33 protein-coding genes and 1 pseudogene are annotated in these 20,807 nt (G+C 61.5%); 26 read left to right on the forward strand and 8 right to left on the reverse strand.

Features of this window, described 5'->3' with window-relative positions; genetic code table 11:
- Positions 1 to 116: 116 nt before the first annotated feature.
- Entirely contained in the window at positions 117 to 278 is a 162-nt protein-coding gene (locus tag Q0030_RS04260) for a hypothetical protein (protein WP_171947559.1), read from the forward strand.
- 114 nt (positions 279 to 392) lie between these two features.
- Here the strand turns inward: Q0030_RS04260 and Q0030_RS04265 are convergent, their stop codons facing one another.
- From Q0030_RS04265 to Q0030_RS04275, 3 genes are all read right to left on the reverse strand, one after another.
- Positions 393 to 683, reverse strand: a complete 291-nt coding sequence (locus Q0030_RS04265; protein ID WP_298363390.1) for a hypothetical protein — start codon at positions 681 to 683, stop codon at positions 393 to 395.
- A gap of 332 nt (positions 684 to 1,015) precedes the next feature.
- Entirely contained in the window at positions 1,016 to 1,201 is a 186-nt protein-coding gene (locus Q0030_RS04270) for a hypothetical protein (RefSeq protein WP_298363392.1), read from the reverse strand.
- Positions 1,202 to 1,443: 242 nt separating this feature from the next.
- A complete protein-coding gene (locus Q0030_RS04275; RefSeq protein ID WP_298363394.1) occupies positions 1,444 to 1,791 on the reverse strand; it encodes a GrlR family regulatory protein in 348 nt (115 codons plus the stop codon).
- A 167-nt stretch (positions 1,792 to 1,958) separates the two neighbouring features.
- Here Q0030_RS04275 and Q0030_RS04280 point away from each other — a divergent pair, with 167 nt between their 5' ends.
- From Q0030_RS04280 to Q0030_RS04290, 3 genes are all read left to right on the forward strand, one after another.
- A complete protein-coding gene (locus Q0030_RS04280; RefSeq protein ID WP_298363396.1) occupies positions 1,959 to 2,132 on the forward strand; it encodes a hypothetical protein in 174 nt (57 codons plus the stop codon).
- Between the two features lie 791 nt (positions 2,133 to 2,923).
- Positions 2,924 to 3,376, forward strand: a complete 453-nt coding sequence (locus tag Q0030_RS04285) for a VOC family protein (protein ID WP_050420326.1) — start codon at positions 2,924 to 2,926, stop codon at positions 3,374 to 3,376.
- A gap of 348 nt (positions 3,377 to 3,724) precedes the next feature.
- Positions 3,725 to 4,366, forward strand: coding sequence for a glutathione S-transferase family protein (locus Q0030_RS04290; protein ID WP_298363398.1), 642 nt, complete (start codon positions 3,725 to 3,727; stop codon positions 4,364 to 4,366).
- Between the two features lie 12 nt (positions 4,367 to 4,378).
- Here Q0030_RS04290 and Q0030_RS04295 read toward each other — a convergent pair whose 3' ends face one another.
- Both Q0030_RS04295 and Q0030_RS04300 read right to left on the reverse strand, forming a co-directional pair.
- The gene (locus Q0030_RS04295) at positions 4,379 to 4,624 is read right to left on the reverse strand and encodes a hypothetical protein (RefSeq protein WP_298363400.1); all 246 of its coding nucleotides are present in this window, start codon (positions 4,622 to 4,624) and stop codon (positions 4,379 to 4,381) included.
- Between the two features lie 31 nt (positions 4,625 to 4,655).
- Positions 4,656 to 4,913 carry a PilZ domain-containing protein gene (locus tag Q0030_RS04300; protein ID WP_298363401.1) on the reverse strand — a complete coding sequence of 86 codons (258 nt, stop codon included), beginning with the start codon at positions 4,911 to 4,913 and terminating at the stop codon, positions 4,656 to 4,658.
- Between the two features lie 349 nt (positions 4,914 to 5,262).
- On the opposite strand from Q0030_RS04300, the gene Q0030_RS04305 reads away from it, so the two are divergent.
- Entirely contained in the window at positions 5,263 to 5,565 is a 303-nt protein-coding gene (locus Q0030_RS04305) for a hypothetical protein (RefSeq protein ID WP_298363403.1), read from the forward strand.
- 201 nt (positions 5,566 to 5,766) lie between these two features.
- Positions 5,767 to 6,597, forward strand: a complete 831-nt coding sequence (locus Q0030_RS04310) for a hypothetical protein (protein WP_298363404.1) — start codon at positions 5,767 to 5,769, stop codon at positions 6,595 to 6,597.
- Between the two features lie 885 nt (positions 6,598 to 7,482).
- Here the strand turns inward: Q0030_RS04310 and Q0030_RS04315 are convergent.
- A complete protein-coding gene (locus Q0030_RS04315) occupies positions 7,483 to 7,755 on the reverse strand; it encodes a hypothetical protein (RefSeq protein WP_298363406.1) in 273 nt (90 codons plus the stop codon).
- A gap of 14 nt (positions 7,756 to 7,769) precedes the next feature.
- Here Q0030_RS04315 and Q0030_RS04320 point away from each other — a divergent pair, with 14 nt between their 5' ends.
- The 3 genes from Q0030_RS04320 to Q0030_RS04330 all read left to right on the forward strand — a co-directional run bounded on the left by Q0030_RS04320 (position 7,770) and on the right by Q0030_RS04330 (position 9,085).
- Positions 7,770 to 8,354 carry a recombinase family protein gene (locus Q0030_RS04320; RefSeq protein ID WP_298363411.1) on the forward strand — a complete coding sequence of 195 codons (585 nt, stop codon included), beginning with the start codon at positions 7,770 to 7,772 and terminating at the stop codon, positions 8,352 to 8,354.
- A gap of 57 nt (positions 8,355 to 8,411) precedes the next feature.
- On the forward strand, positions 8,412 to 8,681 hold the full coding sequence (locus tag Q0030_RS04325) for a hypothetical protein (RefSeq protein ID WP_298363412.1): 270 nt from the start codon (positions 8,412 to 8,414) through the stop codon (positions 8,679 to 8,681).
- Between the two features lie 77 nt (positions 8,682 to 8,758).
- Positions 8,759 to 9,085: a hypothetical protein gene (locus Q0030_RS04330; protein WP_298363415.1), complete on the forward strand. Its 327-nt coding sequence runs from the start codon at positions 8,759 to 8,761 to the stop codon at positions 9,083 to 9,085.
- 129 nt (positions 9,086 to 9,214) lie between these two features.
- Here the strand turns inward: Q0030_RS04330 and Q0030_RS04335 are convergent, their stop codons facing one another.
- The gene (locus Q0030_RS04335; protein ID WP_298363417.1) at positions 9,215 to 9,352 is read right to left on the reverse strand and encodes a hypothetical protein; all 138 of its coding nucleotides are present in this window, start codon (positions 9,350 to 9,352) and stop codon (positions 9,215 to 9,217) included.
- Positions 9,353 to 10,120: 768 nt separating this feature from the next.
- On the opposite strand from Q0030_RS04335, the gene Q0030_RS04340 reads away from it, so the two are divergent.
- The 13 genes from Q0030_RS04340 (at position 10,121) to Q0030_RS04400 (ending at position 17,501) form a co-directional block, all read left to right on the forward strand.
- On the forward strand, positions 10,121 to 10,405 hold the full coding sequence (locus tag Q0030_RS04340) for a hypothetical protein (RefSeq protein WP_298363419.1): 285 nt from the start codon (positions 10,121 to 10,123) through the stop codon (positions 10,403 to 10,405).
- Positions 10,402 to 10,752: a hypothetical protein gene (locus tag Q0030_RS04345; RefSeq protein ID WP_298363421.1), complete on the forward strand. Its 351-nt coding sequence runs from the start codon at positions 10,402 to 10,404 to the stop codon at positions 10,750 to 10,752. Before Q0030_RS04340 ends, Q0030_RS04345 begins: the two co-directional genes overlap by 4 nt.
- Positions 10,752 to 12,305, forward strand: coding sequence for a hypothetical protein (locus Q0030_RS04350; RefSeq protein ID WP_298363423.1), 1,554 nt, complete (start codon positions 10,752 to 10,754; stop codon positions 12,303 to 12,305). Before Q0030_RS04345 ends, Q0030_RS04350 begins: the two co-directional genes overlap by 1 nt.
- Positions 12,306 to 12,314: 9 nt before the next feature.
- A complete protein-coding gene (locus Q0030_RS04355) occupies positions 12,315 to 12,812 on the forward strand; it encodes a hypothetical protein (protein ID WP_298363424.1) in 498 nt (165 codons plus the stop codon).
- A gap of 6 nt (positions 12,813 to 12,818) precedes the next feature.
- On the forward strand, positions 12,819 to 13,046 hold the full coding sequence (locus Q0030_RS04360) for a cold shock domain-containing protein (RefSeq protein ID WP_298363425.1): 228 nt from the start codon (positions 12,819 to 12,821) through the stop codon (positions 13,044 to 13,046).
- Positions 13,043 to 13,306, forward strand: a complete 264-nt coding sequence (locus Q0030_RS04365; RefSeq protein ID WP_298363426.1) for a hypothetical protein — start codon at positions 13,043 to 13,045, stop codon at positions 13,304 to 13,306. The genes Q0030_RS04360 and Q0030_RS04365 overlap by 4 nt, the downstream gene beginning before the upstream one ends.
- 146 nt (positions 13,307 to 13,452) lie before the next feature.
- A complete protein-coding gene (locus tag Q0030_RS04370; protein WP_298363427.1) occupies positions 13,453 to 14,091 on the forward strand; it encodes a hypothetical protein in 639 nt (212 codons plus the stop codon).
- A gap of 12 nt (positions 14,092 to 14,103) precedes the next feature.
- Positions 14,104 to 14,418 carry a hypothetical protein gene (locus Q0030_RS04375; RefSeq protein WP_298363428.1) on the forward strand — a complete coding sequence of 105 codons (315 nt, stop codon included), beginning with the start codon at positions 14,104 to 14,106 and terminating at the stop codon, positions 14,416 to 14,418.
- Positions 14,419 to 14,435: 17 nt separating this feature from the next.
- A complete protein-coding gene (locus Q0030_RS04380) occupies positions 14,436 to 14,624 on the forward strand; it encodes a hypothetical protein (protein ID WP_298363431.1) in 189 nt (62 codons plus the stop codon).
- 16 nt (positions 14,625 to 14,640) lie between these two features.
- On the forward strand, positions 14,641 to 14,982 hold the full coding sequence (locus Q0030_RS04385; protein ID WP_298363432.1) for a hypothetical protein: 342 nt from the start codon (positions 14,641 to 14,643) through the stop codon (positions 14,980 to 14,982).
- On the forward strand, positions 14,979 to 15,107 hold the full coding sequence (locus Q0030_RS04390) for a hypothetical protein (protein WP_298363433.1): 129 nt from the start codon (positions 14,979 to 14,981) through the stop codon (positions 15,105 to 15,107). Before Q0030_RS04385 ends, Q0030_RS04390 begins: the two co-directional genes overlap by 4 nt.
- 251 nt (positions 15,108 to 15,358) lie before the next feature.
- A complete protein-coding gene (locus Q0030_RS04395; RefSeq protein ID WP_298363435.1) occupies positions 15,359 to 17,203 on the forward strand; it encodes a hypothetical protein in 1,845 nt (614 codons plus the stop codon).
- Between the two features lies 1 nt (position 17,204).
- Positions 17,205 to 17,501 (forward strand): hypothetical protein, encoded by a 297-nt coding sequence (locus Q0030_RS04400; protein ID WP_298363437.1) that lies wholly within the window; start codon positions 17,205 to 17,207, stop codon positions 17,499 to 17,501.
- Positions 17,502 to 17,576: 75 nt separating this feature from the next.
- Here Q0030_RS04400 and Q0030_RS04405 read toward each other — a convergent pair whose 3' ends face one another.
- Positions 17,577 to 18,014: a hypothetical protein gene (locus Q0030_RS04405; RefSeq protein ID WP_298363438.1), complete on the reverse strand. Its 438-nt coding sequence runs from the start codon at positions 18,012 to 18,014 to the stop codon at positions 17,577 to 17,579.
- A gap of 773 nt (positions 18,015 to 18,787) precedes the next feature.
- On the opposite strand from Q0030_RS04405, the gene Q0030_RS04410 reads away from it, so the two are divergent.
- The 4 genes and pseudogenes from Q0030_RS04410 to Q0030_RS04425 all read left to right on the forward strand — a co-directional run.
- A complete protein-coding gene (locus Q0030_RS04410; protein ID WP_298363439.1) occupies positions 18,788 to 19,207 on the forward strand; it encodes a hypothetical protein in 420 nt (139 codons plus the stop codon).
- A gap of 187 nt (positions 19,208 to 19,394) precedes the next feature.
- Entirely contained in the window at positions 19,395 to 19,568 is a 174-nt protein-coding gene (locus Q0030_RS04415) for an Arc family DNA-binding protein (protein ID WP_298363440.1), read from the forward strand.
- 1 nt (position 19,569) lies between these two features.
- Positions 19,570 to 19,818: a hypothetical protein gene (locus Q0030_RS04420; protein WP_298363441.1), complete on the forward strand. Its 249-nt coding sequence runs from the start codon at positions 19,570 to 19,572 to the stop codon at positions 19,816 to 19,818.
- Between the two features lie 524 nt (positions 19,819 to 20,342).
- Positions 20,343 to 20,783 (forward strand): annotated as a pseudogene (locus tag Q0030_RS04425) (tyrosine-type recombinase/integrase); the annotation flags it as partial.
- Between the last annotated feature and the right edge of the window lie 24 nt (positions 20,784 to 20,807).

A 20,807-nucleotide genomic window follows, 5' to 3' on the forward strand; every position in this document is an offset into this window, starting at 1 on the left:
TGCCTCTTCGGCTGCCTTGGCTTCATCACAATCCTGCAAAGCCTGCTCCGCATTGACGCCCAATTCACTGATGCCAATGCGCGGCGGGGATAGGACCACGACGAAGAGGATGGGCAATGGCCGATCAGAAAGACAGTGCCGCGCGCGAGCGCGAAGAGATCGTCGCACGCGTTGCCAGCTTCCGGGCGACGCAGCAGAAGTTCGAGCGCGATCGCCAGGAATATTACGACAACACGCTCGGCAATGTCTGGAGTGGATTGCAGCGCAAGAGCGCTTGATGTCCCGCCGACCGCGTGCGCTCGCCGGACGGACGATGCGAACACACGCACGCGCGATCACATCATGACACGCAGTTGAGAAGCCCGGAGCGATGTGCTCCGGGCTCGTCGCCGTTACCAGTAATGGCGGTAGTAGTGGTGCCGATAATACGGGCCGCGATAGTAGGCGTAGGGTCCAGGACCGTAGTAGCCGTAGCGCGGGCCATAGTAGCCCGGATAGTAGCCGGGCCCGTAGTAGTATGGGCCATACGCGCCGTACGCCGCCCCGGCGGCGCCCGCGGCGAGTGCGCCGGCTGCCAGACCGAATGCGAGGCCGGGGCCGAGACCACGCGCCTGCGCCGGCGCGCTGACCATCGTCGCGCCTACCGTCGCAATTGTCGCCAAAACTGCCAATGTCCTTTTCATGGGGAACCTCCTCACGTGGTTATGTCGACCAACGCGGGCGCCATGGGATGGTTGCAGCAAACGCCTGTTCGGGTTCCGCAGCCATGCGATAGCGCAAAGCTACCATCGGTTAGCGCTGGAACAAAAACACAACCTCAATGATTAGCTTTGACGTAAGCGAGGTTGGCATCGATGCCGGCGTGGATGGAACTGCTCTTGAATGTGATGGGCTTTGCCGGCTTTATCGGCATCGCGATGTATCACAAGCATCCGAGCGGGAAGCTGCCGGACTGAGCGCCGGGACGCGGCTCGGCTTGTCGATTCCAGTTTGATTTCCTCTAGTTTGATTTCCTCTAGTTTGATTTCCGCGCCTCTCCCGCCGTGCGGACCAGCCGGTCCGCCTTCACGAGCACCTTGCCGCTCTCCGGCTGCGGCCGAAGCCAGAAGCTGATCGCGACAAAGGCGGAACAGAGCAGCAAGCCCACCACCATCACGCGCCGGTGGGTCGGTCTGTCAGCGCTATGGAACGATGGCGTCATGGCTGTCACCTGCAGCCATCTCAACTGCAATCGCAGGTCGTGACAACGCAATGCTGCCCTTAACCTAACCTGGTAGGGTTAGCGGTGGCCCGGTAAGGGGTCGTCGGGCAGCCTCATTGGCCGCGCGACATCATCCACAACGATATCCAGCGCTTGTCCGCAGCAAATCCACAACCCCGACAGGCCGATTTGCCAAGCAGAATGTGAAGCTTGCTGCGCACTCGTCCACAGCCTCGCCGCAATCAGGCGTCGGCCAGCCTTTTCAGGGTTGCCTGGAAGCTCAGGCTGCGGGTTCCGACCAGCACGGTCCCGAACACTTCGGCATGGTCACCGCTGAAGGTGCCGGAGAAGCCGCTCGTCACCTCCTGGCCGGCGAACAGCGGCCGCGCGAACGGATCGGAAAACGGGGAATGCTGGTTGGTCCTGAGATGCCCCTTCCACGTGCCCTCGCCCGCCGTATAGGCCCCGATCGACCAGAAATACGGCCCGCCGCCGATCAGCAGCCCATCGCGCAGGATCAGGACACCGCTGTCGCGGCCCCGCACGCCGTCCATCATATGGATATGGATCGAATAGAGCCCGTTCCTCATCGATCGCGCCGTCAGGTCCCGCAGGCCCGCAGTATGCCGCCAAGCAGGGCGGCAGGCGAGCGGGCCGATACCGCCCGGCCGTCGATTCGAACCGCAAGCGCGGGTTCAGGTGCTTACAAATCATTAAGAAAGCCCTGACAGGGTTCGACAGCCGGAGGGAGAGAGCCATGCTCGTTTACCCCGTACCTGTCGAAGTGACGCAAGCCAGAGTGCAGCTCGTCGTCGATCAAACGGCGAAGGAGCAGCCGCGCATCATCAGCGCGGACGTGCTCGACGTCTTCGCCGCCAAGAACAAGGCCGATCGCGATGCCGTCGAGACCCTTCTCGACATCAAGGTGTGAGACCGCAACCGGCTTTGAGGCGCTTGCATTGCACACGTGGCGGCGCGCGCCGACGCATGTCGCGCGTGCCCCCGGGACCACCGCCCCCGGCAGCCGTTGGGCGACGCCGCAAATCCCCCTCGCCGGGCTTTTCCTTTGAACCTTTTGCGCAGTGCCAAGACATAAGTGCGCTGGGGATTTCAGGGCCCAGCGTTTGGCGCAGCGCTGTGGGACGAGCATATTCCGTCTACGCGGCGCTGTTGCATTTTATAAATTCAACCTTAAGTTTGGTCCCCAACAGTTGACGGCTCACGCCCTGAGAGATCCCCAGTCCGTCAACTGGGAAAGCCCCGCATCCAGCCTGCGGGGCTTTCTATTTCTGGGATGCTGGAACCTGCCGCCGCGAGCACCGCTCGATGTGCGCTTGACGGCACGATCACCCCAAGGCCGGTCGGCATCAGACCTCGCGCGCCCACGCGCGGGGTTTTGCTTTTTTAGAGGAGGTCCAACCTCGCGCGTCCTTGATTGGCCGTGATGGGCATTCGATGAGATAGAGGGCCGTGCCTCCAAGGCTCGACCACGAAAGCCCCGTCCCAGAATTTTCCTGGGCGGGGCTTTCTCGTATCGCGCGCTGCATGAGCGTGTCGCCGATCGCTCGGAGCGAAGGCTCGCGAAAGCTTGAGAACGCAACCGCTCCGAACGGTCGGCAAAAGTCGTGCGAGCCCCTGCCCCGCGGCGCGTTTTGCTGCTATTTCTTGGCGCGTCTCGCCCGAGCCCAAACAAAATCTCTGAATTCCCAGGAGGACAAGAAAATGCGCTATCTGCACACCATGCTGCGCGTCCGCAATCTCGATGTCGCGATGAAATTCTATCAAGACGCGCTGGGGCTGAAGGAAGTGCGCCGCATTGACAATGACAAAGGCCGCTTCACGTTGGTGTTTCTCTGCGCGGAGGAGGACCTCCATCTGCTCAAGTCGCTGCCGCAAACCCGCGGCGCGCCGCTGGTCGAATTGACCTACAATTGGGACGAGGAGAAATACGGCGAGGACCGCCATTTCGGCCATCTCGCCTACGAGGTCGACGACATCTACGCGACCTGCGAGAAGCTGATGAAGATGGGCGTCACCATCAATCGTCCGCCGCGCGACGGCAACATGGCGTTCGTGCGCTCGCCCGACCTGCACTCGATCGAGATCCTGCAAAAGGGCGATCCGAAGGCGCCGGCCGAACCATGGGCCTCGATGCCGAACACCGGGCACTGGTAACGCCGCGCCCACGCGCATGTTCCTAATCCGCGTTTCTCCATCCGTGAAACGCGGAGCGATCGCGAGGAACGTGACGCTTTGGTTGACGTTGCCTCCTTACACGAGGAATGCGAGGAGGCGACGAGATGGGAAAAGGAATTTTGCTTTGGCTGTTGGGTGTGCCGATCCCGGTGATCGTCGTGCTGTGGTTGCTGTTCGGTCACTGACCGCGATTTGACTGGTATCGACGAGGCTCTGCCGCATCGCGGCGGAGCCTCTTTTTTGCGCTCGGTACAATTCAGCCCACGCATTTCGACGACGGTTCAGCTAAGAACGCGCGCAAAGCACAACAGCGGAAAGAAACGCGTGATGGACAGCAAGCCGCAACTGACGATCTGGGGCCGACCAAATTCGGTCAATGTGCAGAAAGTGCTCTGGTGTCTCGCCGAACTCGACATCCCCTATCAGCGCATCGATGCCGGCATGCAGTTCGGCAAGAACGATCAGCCTGATTATCTCGCGATGAATCCGAACGGCCGCGTCCCGACGCTGGTCGACGGCGACTATGTGCTGTGGGAATCCAATTCGGTGATGCGCTATTTGTGCATGGCCTATGGTCAGGGCACGCCGATCTATCCGCAATCCCCGAAGGCGCGCGCCGCTGTCGACCGCTGGCTCGACTGGACGCTGTCGACGCTGCAACCGGTCGAGCGCCCTTTGTTCTGGGGGCTGGTGCGCACGGCGCCGGAAAAGCGCGACATGGTCCAGATCCAGAAGGACGCCGATGCCGCGGGCGTGGTGTGGCGCGTCGTCGAGGCGCAGCTTGCAAGTCGCCGCTACGTCGAGGGCGATCAGTTCACGATCGCTGACATCGCGCTCGGCGCCTTTGCGCGGCGCTGGTTCGGCGTCGAGGGCGTGACGAAGCCGAAGCTGCCCCATCTCGAACGGTGGTTCGGCGAGATCGCGCAGCGGCCGGCCTTCGTCCGCATCGTCGCGCCGCCGATGTCGTGAGCGGCAAGCCGCTCAGCGTCCGCTGGACACCCCCGCGCCGACACTGACGGCGCCGCCGAGCTTCACGCAGGTGTCGGAGCCCTCGACCTTGACGAAGCCCGGTCCGAACGACGCGCAGGGATTGCTCCGCGTCACGGATTTCGATGGCAGGTTTCTGCCGGCATCGGGCGGCGTCTGGAAATTGCGGCGATCGCCGACTTGCGCGAACGCAGCGGCGGGAAGCAGGACGGCGATGACGGCGAAGCAGGTCTTGCGCATCCGGCCTTTTATCGCGCGCGGCCGGATCAGGCTAGTTCACGAATCTGACGCCGAACGTCTTGCCCTCGCGCCACACCACTTCGCAGGCGCGCCCGGTGCGGGCGTCGCGCGAAAACGCCAGTCGCAGCTTGGCCGGCAGCGTATTGTTGTCCTGCACGGTGATTTTTGCGCCCGACGAGGAGATATCCTCGACCACGCAAGGCCGCGCGGCGAATCCGCCGTCGAGCGTGATCCAGCCGGATTGACGCAGCGATTTGCGCGTTTCGCGCTTCTTGGATCCTAAAGCCATCACATCATCCCCGGCTCAGCCGTATCGCCGCGGGCTTTACAAAAGGTTGCGAAAAACCAGCGAATTACATTGATTGTGCCGTTGTTCACAGTGAGCCGAACCGCATGGCAAGGCGGTCGCCTGTGCGACAATTCGTTGAGTCTGCTGGATTTCCGGTTTGGCGCCGATGGCGCTCCCTAGCGAACCAGGGCGAATCTAACGAAATCAATACGATAGCGGAAACTTTGGGTGAAAACCCCGGCATTGACTTGCAAGACGTTCCACCGGCTACGCCCAAACCGCCGATGATCGCGATCATGGCGGAAGATGTAATCGAGCTGCCTGCGTTCCTGCCGAGGAAGGTTTGCCCGTGACCGGCAATCCCCTCCCCGCCACCAACCGCCATCCCGCCGATCGTCTCGCCGATATCCGCGCGCAGATCGCCGCACTGAAGACCGCCGAGGCCGAGCTGCGCCAAGGCTTCATCACCGGCACCTTGCCGCTGATCGGCGACGACTACGTGGTGACGGTCCAGACCCACACCAGCGAGAAGATCGACAGCAAGGCGATGCGCACGAATGTTCCGGAGCGCGTGTGGCGGCCGTACGTGGTCGAGAGCGCAGCACCCTACGTGACGGTCAAGCGCAAGGTCTCGCAGATTCGAGACGGATGACTATCTCTGAAAAGTAGAAAGCCTCTCCGGCGGCGAAACCGGAAGGGCTTGGTGTTCAACGATCTGCCACGATCAACACACCGGAGATTCCGACCGATGAGTCACGATGTAGATGGGCGCGCTGGCGCTGAGTGTCAACATCAACAGAGGCCGAGCCCGGCGAAAAAGCGCCCGCTCGTGACCTGGCTGTAGGTGGCACCGATGAGCGCCACCGGCCCCACCATCGACGACATCAACGCCGCCTTCGCCGACGCTGTTCGCGAAGATGCTGAGCGCTGCGACATAAAATCCACCTCCTCCGACTTCCCTGTGATCCAGGCGCGTGGCCGGCTCGCCATTGCCCGCAAGGCCTTCGAGCATAGGGGCTGGACCAAGCTGCCGTTGACCACGCGCGGCATGCGTATCCTCCTCTGCTGCGCTGACCATGCGTGGCTCGCCAATCCAACCAATCCAAGGCAGGGCGTCCGGAACTGGCTGAAGCGCCACACGCGCCTCTCACCCATTAAAATCGACTTCCTCGTCGAGATTGTCGAGAAGCGCGGCAAGCGCTGGACCAATGATCAATTCGCCACGACGCTGGAGATCACCGTCCTTGACCGCATGTCCATCAGCGGAGATTTCCGGTTTGTGGGCGCGTCAGACGACGACGACGGCATAGCGCGAGCCGCTATCAATCGCGCCAAGGATGCTGCGCGGAAGCGCGCCAGCCGGGCTGCGAATAGCACCGGCCGCAAGCCGGGCAGACCCGCGACGCTGAACCTGTCACCGGAAGAGAAGAAGGCGCGTTCCAATGCGCAGGCCGCTAAGCGTATGCGGAACATGCGAGCGTTACGCAAAACCCCGTCCGAGTTCTTAGAGTCTATTAAGAAATCGGACGCAATTAAGCGTAACATCTCGCGTCCGATCGTGGTGCAGGCCATCGAGACCATCAGCACCATCAACCTCGACGGCATCGCCTTCGAGACGTTCGGCATCGTCGCACTCCAGCTGAAGCACGGAAACCGCACTATTCGCGAGTGGCGAGCACCGTAAGAGTCTCAGTGGATGGACGGCCGCGTCCCTGAACTGCGTGATGTCCCACAATGTCCCGCCGGAACCCCGTAAATTACAGTGATTCCGACGCAACGGGACATAATGGGACATGGCAGAACGGCCCAAATGTCCCGAAAATGTCCCAGAGATGTCCCTTTGGACTGTCAGCTGACTCAATATCTGAAAATCGTGTGCAGCTCAGCGGTGACGGCCGATCACGTGGCCGGCCGCCTGCGCGACGCGCTCGCCAACGGCGTGAACCCATTCAGGGCGGCAATGGTGAACCTTCACGCCTCCGCAGCAGACTTAATCGGCGGAACCCTGCGGAGACCTCACGCCGGGATGGAGGTGCAACATGCGGAAGCCTCGACCTGTTGCGATGATAACGTCTGTGGCTGTGCTGGGATTGATCGCGAGCAATCCGGCACAGGCTGATCGATTCGACGTTTGCATGAGTAATTGTACGAAGAGTCAGAACCCCGCTCACGCGGACAGCTGTGATCGTGCTTATGGTGCCTTCGCCATCGATGGTGTTAATCTGGACCTCTACTGGCCTTGTGAAGACCAGCTCCGGGACACTTGCCAACGCACCTGTGCACGTTATCTCGACGATCTCGGGCAGCCAAAGCGCGGCGGCAGTTACGGCAACCCTCGGCATTGGCAGCGGGAGGTGCTGCCGTCTGATTGGTACAAACCTGGGTGGGGGCCAGGCCGCTAACCCCGACCCCGCTTTCGGGGCGGCCCGCCTGCCGATTTGTCCTTACCCTTGCCACGGGTTTTTTGCCACCACGCACATCCGACCCGCGGTTATTTTTCGACCACCATCGAAGTGTGACCGTCCCCTCGTCTGCTCGACGGTCGACCGGCGCGCCGGGCGTCCGAAGTCTAGAGCAAGGCGCCAAACCACAACACGAGCGCGAACAGCACCACCAGGGCGGCGGTAATGATCACTTCGCTCGTGGGGATCTTCATCGACCCAGCCTTCGCGTAAGGGACGGTGCAGCATATCACGGATAGCGCGAGCGCGGGATCAGGGCGGCTGAATTGCAGGGCCATACGGAAAACCCCTTTGAATTTGCCGATTGCCGACGCCGTGTTTTCAATGGCTTCCGCGATCTTTATTTCCGTATAGGTAGGCGTATGGTTGGAGCCATCCAACGGAGGGTTTCACCATGCGGCGCGTCGGCATCTATCTCCGGGTTTCCACCAACGGCCAGACCACCGAGAACCAGCGTCGTGAGCTGGAGGCCGTCGCCGAGCGCTCCGGCTGGCAGATCGTCCAGGTTTACGAGGATGCCGGGATCAGCGGCGCCAAGGGCCGCGACAAGCGCTCGGCGTTTGACCGCATGCTGAGGGATGCCACCGCGCGCAAGATCGACATGATAGCGGCGTGGTCCGTCGACCGCCTCGGCCGCAGTCTGCAAAACCTTGTTGGCTTCCTCGGCGAGCTACAGGCCGTTGGTTGTCACCTGTACCTGCATCAGCAAGCACTCGACACGACCACGCCATCCGGCCGCGCCATGTTCCAGATGTGCGGCGTGTTCGCCGAATTCGAGCGCGCCATGATCGTTGAGCGCGTCAATGCCGGGCTTGCAAGGGCCAAGGCGCAGGGCAAGACGCTGGGCCGGAAGCCGGTGAAGCCCGCCGTTGAGCAGCGCATCCGCGCCCTGCGCGCCGAGGGTATGGGTATCCTCAAGATCGGCAAGACGCTCGGCGTCGGCACCAGTGTCGTACAGCGCGTCGTCGGGGCCGCCTGACCACATCCTCACCGTCGACCCCTTCTGCTCCCGTCAAACACGAACAACGAGGTGCTCATGACAGAAAGGCCGCATGTATCCGATGCCGTAAGGGAGTTACTCGACAGCTTCGCGCACCAGTCGGTCGAGATCGTTGCCACCATCAAGTCAGATGAGTTGCCGCCCATACTTCGCGACATGAAGCGCCGCTACAGAAGCCGGATTTGTCAGAACAAGGGCGAGTGGGAAATTCGTATAAGAGGCAGCGATGCAGCAAAAATCCTGACTCTGCTCAGTGTCCTTCCCGGTGCCTTCGTCTTCGACGGAGAGAAATACCCGCTCCCCTGAACGGCCACCGCCATCTCGCGCATGATCGCCGCCTGACGATCTCGATCGCACCAACCGCTCAACAAGGAGCGCGGCGAATGAAAAGACTGGCTTTCATTTTGATGCTTGTATTTTCGGCGGGCCCGGCAGGAGCGCGCGGCTGCTCGTCCATGTGTCACTTCTTCGATGCGTGGGCCCTGACTCAGCTCTGTCCGAACCTGATCTTCAACAATGACGGGCGCAGCACCGACAAGGGCTTCGGCGACATGCGAAGCCTCAAGCAAGCAGCCCTCAAGCTGGACATGAAGGCGATCTCCGAAGCGAGGGATATCTGCCATCCGGCCTGTTTCAAGCTTAAGGGCGACGAGCAAGAGGGTACGCCGTGCCAGTACCTACAGACGCGTGCCGTCACGCCTGACGAATAGTCCGTATCGGGCGCTGCACTCTCGACATCCGCTGACCAACAGTCCACCAAAAAGGCGGACAGTGTGTACGCGCCGCCCCGCCAGCCCGCGCGCCGGCCCCGTCCATCGCCTGGCCCGCTCGTCACCCGATCAGGACTGCGGCGCGGCGTCGTGATCCCCACCTTGATCACCAACGTGGCGCCTGATGGCGTTACGATCGGTGGCAATGAACATTGCGGCAACCGCCATCGAGACGACGGCAGCGGCGGCAAGCGCGAGATCGATCATTGACGGCCCTCCGGGGAGTCCAGCCCTTGTCGCAATATTGGCGACGGTCATCCCCGTTCAGGCAGTGTCTTTCGTCACTCAGGACGCGCGCCAGCCTGGCCCATGCGTTGGTGCGATGTCTGCCCCCGACCGGACGACAAGCCGCTGTAGAGGTCTCTGGGTGGTTATCCGATCAGTAGCCACGCGATGCTGGCAAGAAGCGCGATGAACGACACCGCCACAGCGCTGGCTAGGGCAATCTCCACACCGTCGATCCGATCAGAATACAGCCGCATAGAAATCACCCTCCCAACGATAAGGGACCGACTGCTGTAACGGACCGGAAATGTCCTAGTTCCTCGCAGCGGGCCGTCCATCGCGCCGCGTGATCCCGGCCGGGCTCGGCACCGGCCGAACGGATGGCCTCTCACCGGCCACGGCTGGCCGTTCTGGATGCCATGCGGAACCTACCGGAGGGAACCTCCGGATTTACCAATCTGGTAAAAATTCAAGTTCCGTCAATGGCTTATTGATTTTTATGCGACCCGGTATATTTTAGAACGTATCGCGAACGACTCTTCGCAATCGCCCTCCACCAACGCCGGCCAACATGGGCGTGCCGCACAGTGAGAACCTGTGCGGCGCTCAGTGAGGCCGTGCGCCCGCACAGCTGAGGCAATCATGCCCGCACCGCTTGGATCACGCCTTCAACCGCCCATTGGGATCAGGGCGCATGAGCGAGCCGGCCGTAAGCGCGACCGCGCCACAACGTCCGCGCTACGCCGTGCCGTGGCTGGCGATGCCGGCGCCGTCCTAGCCGTCAAGCAACTGAAGCGCTGGTTGAAGCACGTCGATACGACGCTCGATCTCGCCGCGCTCGAAAGCGTCATGAGGCTCGCCCTACATCGACCTCGGCATGTCGACGCCGTCCTGGTCGCTCGGCTGGAGCAACTGGTCGGCCGCATCGATCTCCACATCGAGGCCGCGCGGCTACGGATCAAGCCAGACGATTTGGCCGAGGCACGCATGTTGGCCCGCACGATTGCGGCGCAACTGACCGGGAGTCCCGCATGACGGATACTGCGACGAAACCGGCGAAGAGTCGCGGCTGGAAACGTCATCACGAGCTGAGGGCCGCCGACCGCGCAGCAAAGACCGCCATTGAACAGGGTTTGCTCGACGGATTGGGCCGCGCGCCGACCATGGCAGACCGGCTTGCCGTCGAGCAAATTGCCAGCCTGACAATCCTGGCTCGCACGCTGGAGCGTCGCGGCAAGATCGTCGCCGCCGGCAAGGTGCGCGATCAGATTGTCCGCGCTCAACGGACCAACGGCATGAAGCCGGAACCGCCAGCACCGCAAAAGGTCGACCCGCTCGCCGCGATCGAGGCGCACATCGCGCGTCGCCGGGAGAGCGTCTGATGCGCAAACTTACTACCATGCGCGAGGCGCTCGCCGATCCGGATGTGCTGGGCCACGCGCTCCCGGGCGACAGCTGGCTGAACTGGCGCATCCTACTGATTGCCGCCGTGGGCGAGCCGCTGACCGATACCGAGCGCATGATCTGGCGCGAGCTGACCGGCCGCGACCACGAGCCGGATTGCATGGTCGATATATGGCTGGTCATCGCCGGTCGGCGATCTGGCAAATCGCGCGCCATGGCCGTGCTCGGCGTTTATCTTTCGACCCTGGTCGACTGGACCGACACACTGAGCGTCGGCGAACGCGGGCTTGCGCTGCTCGTCAGCCCGTCGCAGCGCCAGGCGCAAAACGTCTTGAGTTACGCCAAAGGCATCATTGAGGCTAGTTCGCTCTTGTCCGGAACGATCGAGGGCGAGACTCAATCGTCTCTGACGCTGGCCCGTGGTGTTGATCTCGAGGTTCAGTCCGCTGACTGGCGCCGTGCTCGCGGCTCGACATGTGTCCTGGTCGGACTCGATGAGGCCGCGTTCCTGTACAGCGGCGAGGACTCCGCCAACTCTGACCGCGAGATCGTCGTCGCGCTGAAACCGGCCTTGGCTACGACCGGCGGCATCATGATGATAACGTCGTCTCCGTCTGCGATGGAAGGCATCGTTTACGACCTACACAAGCGTCATGCCGGCCCACAGGGCGATTCCCGCATGCTGGTCGTGCAGGCGCCGACCAGCACCCTAAATTCGAAACTTCCGCGGGACGTGATCGACCGCGCCTTTGCCGACGACCCGGCTGCAGCCGAGAGCGAGTATGGCGGCGCATTCCGCCAAAAGGTCGCAGCCTTCCTGCCCCGCGCCGTGGTCGAGGCCGCCGTGGATAAGGGTATCGGTGGTCGCTGCGTCCGGATCGGACATCGCTACGCCGCCCATGTCGATCCTGCCGGTGGCACCGGCCGCGACTCCATGACGTTGGCGATTGCCCATAAGCTGGTCGATCCGGCCGGCCGTGAGATCGTGATCGTCGATGCGCTCGCCGAGATTACGCCACCTTTCGACCCCGACGAAGCGGTGGCGATGTTCTGTCAGATTCTCCTCGGGCAATGGGGCATTCGGGAAATCACCGTCGACCACTACGGCGCGGCATGGGTGCCGTCCGCGTTTGCCCGCTTTGGTGTTACCGCGACACCCAGTCCGGTCACCACGTCAGAAACCTACGTCGAGGCTTTGCCACTCTTCACCAGCCGCCGAATCCGGTTGATCGACCATCAGCGCAGCATCGACCAGCTATGCGGTCTGCGTCGCAAGGTCGGCTCGGCCGGTCGCGATGCCGTCGACCACGCCTCGAATGGCCATGACGATCTTGCGGCGGCAATCTGTGCCGTTGCGCGGAAGCTGTCGGCACCAGAAGGCGGGTGCCACGGCTGGGTTGCCTTCGCCGAGCGCGAGCTGCGCCGCCTGGGCATCGATCCTAACCGAGGCGCGCTCACCGATTACGACACCATCCGAGTTGTCCGACATCACGGCGAGCCCGAGTTTGGCTTCAACTTTCCAAAACCATGAGGGACCACCATGACCGACCTGTTTACATCCGAGCAACTGCGCGCCGCGCGCATCGCCAAGATGAGCGATGCCGAGATCGAGGCCGCTCTACTGAACATGCCGGCCTCGCCGACCGAGGATGAGGACGTGCTGGAGCGCGCCGGTTTGCGGCGCTGTCAGCTGGAACGGCGCAACACGGCCGCCCTGCAGGCGACGCAGGTGCCGCCGGCATCACCCGCAACGATTGAGGTCGTGATCCCGCCGGAGCTAGGCGCGACCTCGATTCAGTCCGTCGACCGCCGTCGCTTCTTTCATCCGCGGCCGCGCGCCGATGGCAGCTGGGTGGTCGACATGCCGGTGCCGACATTCCTCTCAATCGCTCGCGCCACCAAGTCCAACACCGACGGCGCCTCTCCTGGTCGTTGGTTTGAGGTAAATCCTGCATTGGTGGAACAGTTGCTTGATAAGCGCGAAGTGCCGCCGATCGTGATCGAGGAGCCGCTGCAGCCGGCGCCGTTGTCGTGGTGACCGGCCATGATCACCACAGGCAAGATCACCTTTTGGCAAATTGAAAAATCCTTCGGATTCATCATGCCGGATGATGGGGGCGCCAGCGTCTTTGCGCATATCAGTGCATTTGAGCCGGACGTGCAGCCTTACAAAGGCGATCGCGTGCGATTCGAGCGCGGGATTGATCCACGGAACGGACGCGAGAAGGCGATAGCGGTTGTGATCACCGAGCAAAGGGGCGAACGGTCATGAACCTTCAGCAACTCGCCGGCGCCCTGAACCCGCGCACCGAGCAGCTGCGCGTTTATCAGGATGGCGAGGTCGTGCTGATCGCTGGCACGCTCGGCTACGTCGACCGCGCTATGACTGTTCACCTTCGTCTTGCCGACCGCGAGACGCTGCGCGCTCTGCGGCTACGCCACCTCATTGCCGGCGATCCGCCTCGACTGCAGCGCGAGCCCGAACAGGAAGAGATCGGCATGTTGCGCAAACTGATGGGGTTGTCGGCATGACTAGAAATGTACCGAGTATTCGCGATCGCGACCGATGCCAGAAATGCGGCGCTGTCGTTAATGGCGCGATGACAAATGCACATGCGGCGAAAAAACTCACATGGGTCCCAGTCGACAAATACGGAACAGCAGAGGAATGGAAAACCATGAGCAAGACAGTCCAAATGTTGGCGCCTGGCGATGGCACCTATCGCGGCAGCGATGGTCGCGAATACACCGCTGAACGCTTCGGACAACGCGCAACTATTCATGCCGATGATGTCGCTAAGATGGAAGAATTCGGCTGGCAGCGCGCCGACGCCAACAAGGCCATGTATCCAGCCTTGGAAAAGGCCGCGCTCGGCATGGCGTTCTCGCATGCCAGCGGCGGCGGCAACATGCCGAACATCCCCGCACGCGACGACATGCGCAAGCGCGACTTCTTGAGTCCGGCCGCCTCCGCCGGATACACCACTGGCACCGGTCACCCGGTTGCCAGCAATCGCCGTCACGAACTTGGCGAAGTCGAAATTGACGGGGGTCGGCATCGTGTTCGCGTTGCTCACGATCGCGAACGCGGCGAACTGCACGTCCACGGCGCCACCTTCGACACCACCAAGATCGACCGCACCCTGATGCGTTCATTCGAGGCGACCGCCGCCGCGCTGAATCAGATGCAAGGACAGGCAGAGGACGCCCCCTTGCGCGAGGCTCTCGGCGCGATCCTCGATCGCATTCTTCGCCGCCGTAAGTTTTGGGCCGACGCCGTGACCCGGCACCTGCGGCACGAGCATTACTCTGTCTAGAGGGAGATCACTATGACCATCCGCTTGCTCAACACAAACAATGTGCCGGCCACCGGCATCAATCCGCCCGGCAATCCGATGAATGCCAAATCGTATGGAATCGCACCCGGCGGATTCCTCGACGTCGTCGGCGTCGATGAGGCCGCCACCTTGCTCGGCCAGCGCAACGGGCTCGCCGGCTTCTTCCAAGTCGGCACGTCCGGCCCGGCGACGTCGCGGCCGGTCAACGTGACACCCGGCGCAATCCATATCGACACCACGCTGAGCAAGGTCGTCACTTTCGATGGATCGAGCTGGCGTGATCCAGTCACCGGAGCAGTCGTTTAATCCTAGGAGATAAACCGATGTCCACCCCAACCGTAGTGATGCAGCCACCGACCGGAACGTTTCCAACCCTGGTCCATCTGCCTGACGGCACCGTCGGCAAGATGCTTCCAGCTGACCCCAACAATCCGGCGGCGAGTAATCGGTTCGAAATTCCAGCGAGGTTCATTGGCGTGCTGATCGCCGCCGGCTGGACCACCGTGGTCTGAAGGAAGGAACGCCAAAATGAAAGAACTTGTTGAACTGCAGCCGAGCGCGGCCCTGATCGAGCGCGAGAAAAAGAAATATCCCGACATACCATACACGTGCTCGTGGAGCATCACGCCGTCCCACGGTCTGCATTCGATAACAGGGCTCCTTGACCGCAATATGAGGATCATTGTGGAGCGCGCCAAAGCCGACCGATATCAGGACTGGGACACGGTCAGGATTATCATGCAGCCGGAGACGCCAGAAGAGATGGAAGCTGCGGGTTACTCGGCCAGTGCGATTGAATGCAGCGCCAAATGGGATGCCGCATTCGCCACATTCGAGGCCGCCGCCGAGAAAATCAGGAACGGCACATGACCTTCCATCTCATCTGTGTTCACCCTTTTGGAAAATACACCAAAGGCCAGCGCATCACGGACCCGGCTGAGGTCGCCGTGTTGCTGACCGATCGGGAGCATCATTTCGTGCGCGTCGCACCATGACGAGACCGCGCGGTTCCTTACCCCGCGCGTCACTTGGGGCGGCTGGAGCGGTTGTCCCCGACCGCTCGCCGCCTCCTCCTTCTTCTTCGGGCTCCGCCTCGGCGGCGTCCGGCTCGCGATTGCACCGGCGGATGTACCCGGACCATCGCGAGCAAACCAATACCGCAACAGCTCCTTTGACGGCCAGCGCGCGGGCCGAACAACGGCCATCGCGCGCGCTAATTCAGACGTAGGGAAAAGGAGTAGCGACCGTGGACGCATATCGGATTGGCATCAGCATTGTCCTGGCCAATGGCGTGTCGCCGGTGCTGCACACCGTGATGACGGACTTGATGGGTCTGCGCACCAGAATCGGCGACGTGGAGCGTAGTCTCGCAACTTGGAAAGCGCCGCTGCTCGGATTCGCTGCAATCCTTGGCGGCGCCGCGGTGCTCGGCACGATCGATAAATTGATCGACAAGAGCAAAGACTTCCAAGACCAGCTGATCAAACTCCAGCGCCTCGGTGGCGGCATGGCCGAGGCCGTCAAGAGCGGTGCGATCACCGCACAGGCCTTCGATATCTCTCGGCGGGTTCCGATGAGGGTCGAGGATTTGATGAAGATCCCGGGCATGACCTACTCGATCATGGGCGAAGAGGAAGCAAGAAAGACCTGGGAGCCGTTGGCGAGATTTGCTTGGGTCCTGCAGTCTGATCGTCATTACAACGGCGACACCAACAAGGACTTGCAGGCGCTCATCCGCGCCGGCGAGTTGTCAGGCAGGATCACCGACCCAGTCACCAAGCAGATTGATGCCGTGAAGCTGGAGAAGTTCCTCGACCTTGCTGCTCGTGTCACCGCTGCGACCCATGGCATGGTCAATGCCCAGTCGATGCTCGGCATGGCCCAGCAAGGTGGCGTCGCATTGCGCGGCCTCAACGATCAGGGCTTCTACACGATGGCCATCATGGCTCAGGCGATGGGCGGTCATCGCGCCGGCACCGCCTATCTGTCGCTGTGGCAGCAGATGGCCGGCGGCACCATGATGAAGCGCACCGCCGAAGGTCTGCAGGAGATGGGCCTGCTTCAGCCCGGCGAATGGTCGACCGAGGGCGGTCATGTCTCGATCTCGAAAGATGCATCAAAGCGGCTGACAAACCTGATCGGCAAGGACCCTCTCGAGCTCGCCGCCAACATTCAGAAGCAGTTGGCCGAGCGCGGCGTCACCAACCCACTCGAGCAAATGGACGCGATCATGCGGCTCACGGGCCGTCAGACCACGCAGCGTTTCACTGCGGAAGAAGTCGCCAACTTCAGCCAGATGATGGCCGAGCGCGGCCGCTTGATGCAGGGTCTCGGCGCGGAAGGATCATTCGGCCTCATCACCGACAAGAGCGTCACCGCAAACATGCAGGCTCTATCGAATGCCTGGAGCAACCTCCTCACCGCGGTGGCCGGACCAAACTCCGATAAGGTGGTCACGGTATTGCAGGCGCTGACTGCAACCTTGAACAGCATGCAGGCTGCGGTGACAAGCGAGACGACGAAGGCGGTCGAGAGCGTCATCGGCACCATCGCCGCTGATATTGCCAAGGTCGACGAGTTCATCATGAAAGGCCTTGGCTGGATATCCGGCATCACGCCGGTGTTCCGCGCGCTCGGCGATTTGCCCTGGCAGAAAATCGCCGACGGCGCCGCCAGCGTCAGCGCGGCGATCGGCAATCTCGCCGGTGTGTCGTGGGAACGGATCGTCGCGATCTTCGACGGCATCCGAAACGCGATCGCGTCATTCATCGATCGCCTCGGCGGCATTCTCGGCAGGTTTGGCAACCACGGACAGCCCGGTGTCGATATCGAAGGTGCCCCAAAGAGTCCGACTCGCTTTGAGGGCGGCTCGGACATGCAGCGCGGCAGATTCATCCCGGCGCAGTTCAATCCCGGCACCAAGCAGCTGGTGCCGATCGTCCTGCATAGTTCGCTCAATATGGATGGCGAAAAGTTGACACAGATGATCATCGACAAGATCGACGATATGACGACTTCCTCAACCGGCGCCGCCGCAGCGGATGGAATGAGCCGCTACGCTGGCGGGGATCACCATTGGGATGACACCTGACATGTTGACAGAAAATGAAAACAAGGTCGTCAAGACCATGCTCGCCGTGATGACGGAAAAGCTCGGCGGTACGCCACGAAGGCCGCCACCAACCGAAATTGCGCACTGCTTCGCGCTGGCGTGTGAACGCTGCGACTTCATTGCAACCGAGGAGTCGGCCAACCGAATACTGCAGGCAGTTGCGGCCCAGCTGGTCGACCTAACGGCCACAGTCGACCGTTTGAAGGCTCGGCGCAGAGGAGAGGTGCACGCGAAGAAACCGGCCGAAAAGCTGGCCGCTGGAGAGAGCGTGCCGTGAGACCTTCAAGGCGTCTGCTTCCAAATGGCGGCCATGAGGTACACCGGACCTTGCAGGCCCCGGATACCCGGCCCTCTATTCGAGACGATACTTCCTGCCGTTCGTGTTTGGGTCGGTGTTGTCGCTCGAGGAGAACATCAGAATGGGCGTCGTATCGCCTGCGTTGATATAGACTTTGTACAGTCCATTTCCCTTTTCGATGATGTCCGGAAGATTGCTATCCGATGCGCCAAGGGGTTTGTCGTCCTCGTAGAGGCGAGCTTCACTCATGCGAGCAATCGGGTATTTGACGACCTTCAGATAGGCATACCCAAAGTATGGGATGAAAGGCCCGCGAAGGTTTCTGTCGATTTGGGAAGGGGGAATGAAGTAAAGGAATACGCTTGATGCAAAGGCGAAGATAGTCGAGCCGATCACTATCCGCGTCTCAAACGAAAGCTTACGCAGCATCTGTGTGCGATTTTTCTCTCTTTTCGATGATGCGCTGGCCGCCATTAAATAGCTTGTAGGCATCTTCTTGGCCTACATCTCGACCATCTCGAAATCCGATCCGGTATGCGAAGATGGCGCATATGGGTAGTGAAAGGACAAGAATACCACCAACGATCATCTGCGCTAGCATTTTTAACGCCAGGGTTATAGCTACCTGAGTTCTTTAGCAGATTCTGGGGGCAAAGCACACAGGATCTCCTGATATTGCACACCCTCGATCAGCGCCAGGATAGTCCAAGCATACTGAGGGGTTGGGACTTTCCCCGCACACCACCTCCAAACCTGCACTCGGTGGACGCCGCACAAATCGGCAAAATCCATCGGGGTAAGATGCAGTTTCATCATTGCGGATTTCAGGTGAAGGCTCGATTTGCCTTTCTGAGACGAGTTCAAGCGAAGAGGCCTTTCCCGGCTTGGGTCATTCTCACAAACGTACCGTTTTCGTGGTACTCGAGCCAGTCCTGATCCTTTGCGTATTGTAGTCCAGCCGAGCCGCTGGCTGATTGTCCAGCCGCAAATTTGAGCGCACCGGCGGCGACGGCTCGCTGGCCGGCATGCCTTCCACGGCGCACATCATGATGACGATGTAGGCGCACCGAATTTCACCAGATTGATGCATTCTGGTTTTCGGAATTGACGTTTTTCCATTTTGGCGCAAGGCTCCCGTTTGGGAGACCAATCCATGAAGTCAAGCGCGTCGGTTTTCGCAGAACCGCCGCGACACATGATCAGGTGCCGGCGCACGCGCCGACGCCAACGATTTGGCACGTTCTCAAAAATGATTGGATCTCACCATGAGAAAAACTACCCACCGCACCAGCAACACCGACGACGCCGCTCTATTCGCCCTGCTCGGCCAGCATGCTGCGGCACGTCTTGGCTGTCACAGGGCTGCACGTCGCGCCGACCGTTGCCGGGACCTCGGCGATCTCGACGGGATGCACACCCACGGCGCGGAGGCGGACGCCTTGGTGCGACAGATCGTCGAGCTAGAGCCGCGCATCGCCGCCGCCAAGGCCCACACGTCCGAGGGCTACGACGCCAAACGCAAAATCATTGAGAAGATCGATTCCGATGATCCCGAATTCCCGATCTATATTTACCTGTTGGGCGCCGACGCCGAGCGTGCAGGCATTGCCGTTCTGCCAAGCTTCCTGACCAAGCGCCTGACTGCCGAGGCGCTGCGCACATACACCGAGCACGCCGCCGCCTAAGCCGCCAGCACCACCATCAACCCGACACACAGAGGCCGCCTTCGGGCGGCCTGTTCGTTGCGGGTATGAGGAACCTCACATCACGTTGATGCAGCCATTTTGGCAGTGTCGCGGCGCTTGCGGGTGCCAGCTTGGCGCGGGAGCATTCTCATGGAGTCGCGCCTGACGCTTATGGAGATCATCAACAATGGAAGAAGTCAGATTGAACGTGCGCATCTCGAAAGGGCTGCGCGACCAGTTGGAATTTGAGGCCGCGCGCAATTACCGGTCTCTCAATGGGCAGATCGCCTACTCGCTGCGCAAGTCAGTCCGCCGCGATATCGCTCTGCGCGGGCCAGATGCTCACAAGACGAGCGACTGAAGTGCCCAAGCAGGCCGCCCTTCCTCCTACCCTGCCGCCGCGCCTGATCGGGCGGGATGCAGCGGCGGCCTATGTCTGCGTCTCGCCCGGCACCTTCGACAAGATGCAGGTGGATGGCCGGATGCCGCCGCCTCGGGTACTGGTGGATGGCCGGTTTGCGTGGGATGTCCGGGAACTTGATTCGGCGGTAGACTTGCTACCCCACCGTGGCGAGGAGGAGACGATCGCCGCAGACACCGGATGGACATGATGCCCCGCAAGCTGCCGCCGCACGTCGAGCGCAACCGAGTCAAAGGCAAAAACTACTTCTCCTTCCGGATCGGCAAGGGACCGCGCATCCGGCTTCCCGATGATCCGACAACGCAGGAATTCCGGGACGCCTACGCCGCAGCGATGGCCGGTGACACCAAGGAAAGGCCGAGTCCGAAGAAAGATAAGCCGGGCACGATCGGCGCCCTGGTGACGTCCTACAAGGCCAGCGCGGCCTATACCGGGCTCGGCGATGGCAGCAAGGCCGGCTACACGTCCCGCCTAGAGCAGATCAGGAAAGACCACGGCCACCGCGCGGTGGCTGGTCTGACACAGGATCGTATCCAAGAATTCATCCTAGATCCGCTGCTGAAGAAGAAACACAAGGGTGCCGCACTCGATACACTGAAGAAACTGCGCATCCTGATCCGTCACGCGATCGCAAAGAAGTGGCTGAAGGCCGACGCATCCATCGGCATCAGTCGGCCGCAAGGCAAAGAGATCAGGGCGTGGACCGACGCCGAGATGGCCGCATTCGAAACGCGCTGGCCTATCGGCACAAAGCAGCGCACGGCCTATGCGCTGATGCTGAACATGGGCACAGCCCGCATCGACACCCACACCATCACGTGGTCGCAGGTCGACAACGGCGCCTGTTATCGCCGCCGCAAGACCGGCGTCGCGGTCGACATGGCAGTGAGTGAGGATCTGCAGAGGGCCCTCGCCGCGATGCCACGCAAGGGCGATTACGTGCTACCGACCGAGTGGGGCAAGACGTTCACGGTCGACGGTTTCTCAGGCTTCATGCGCGATGCGATCTCGGCCGCCGGCATCAAGGATCTGACCTGTCGGCCTCATGGTTTGCGCAAGACGCTCGGCCGCATGCTGGCGGACGCCGGATGTTCCGCGCATGACATCATGGCGGCGCTCGGCCACAAGACCCTAGCTGAGGCGGAGCGCTACACCCGCGAGGCTGATCGGCGACGCGGC

This window comes from uncultured Bradyrhizobium sp., from assembly GCF_947648125.1.
Classification (GTDB): domain Bacteria; phylum Pseudomonadota; class Alphaproteobacteria; order Rhizobiales; family Xanthobacteraceae; genus Bradyrhizobium.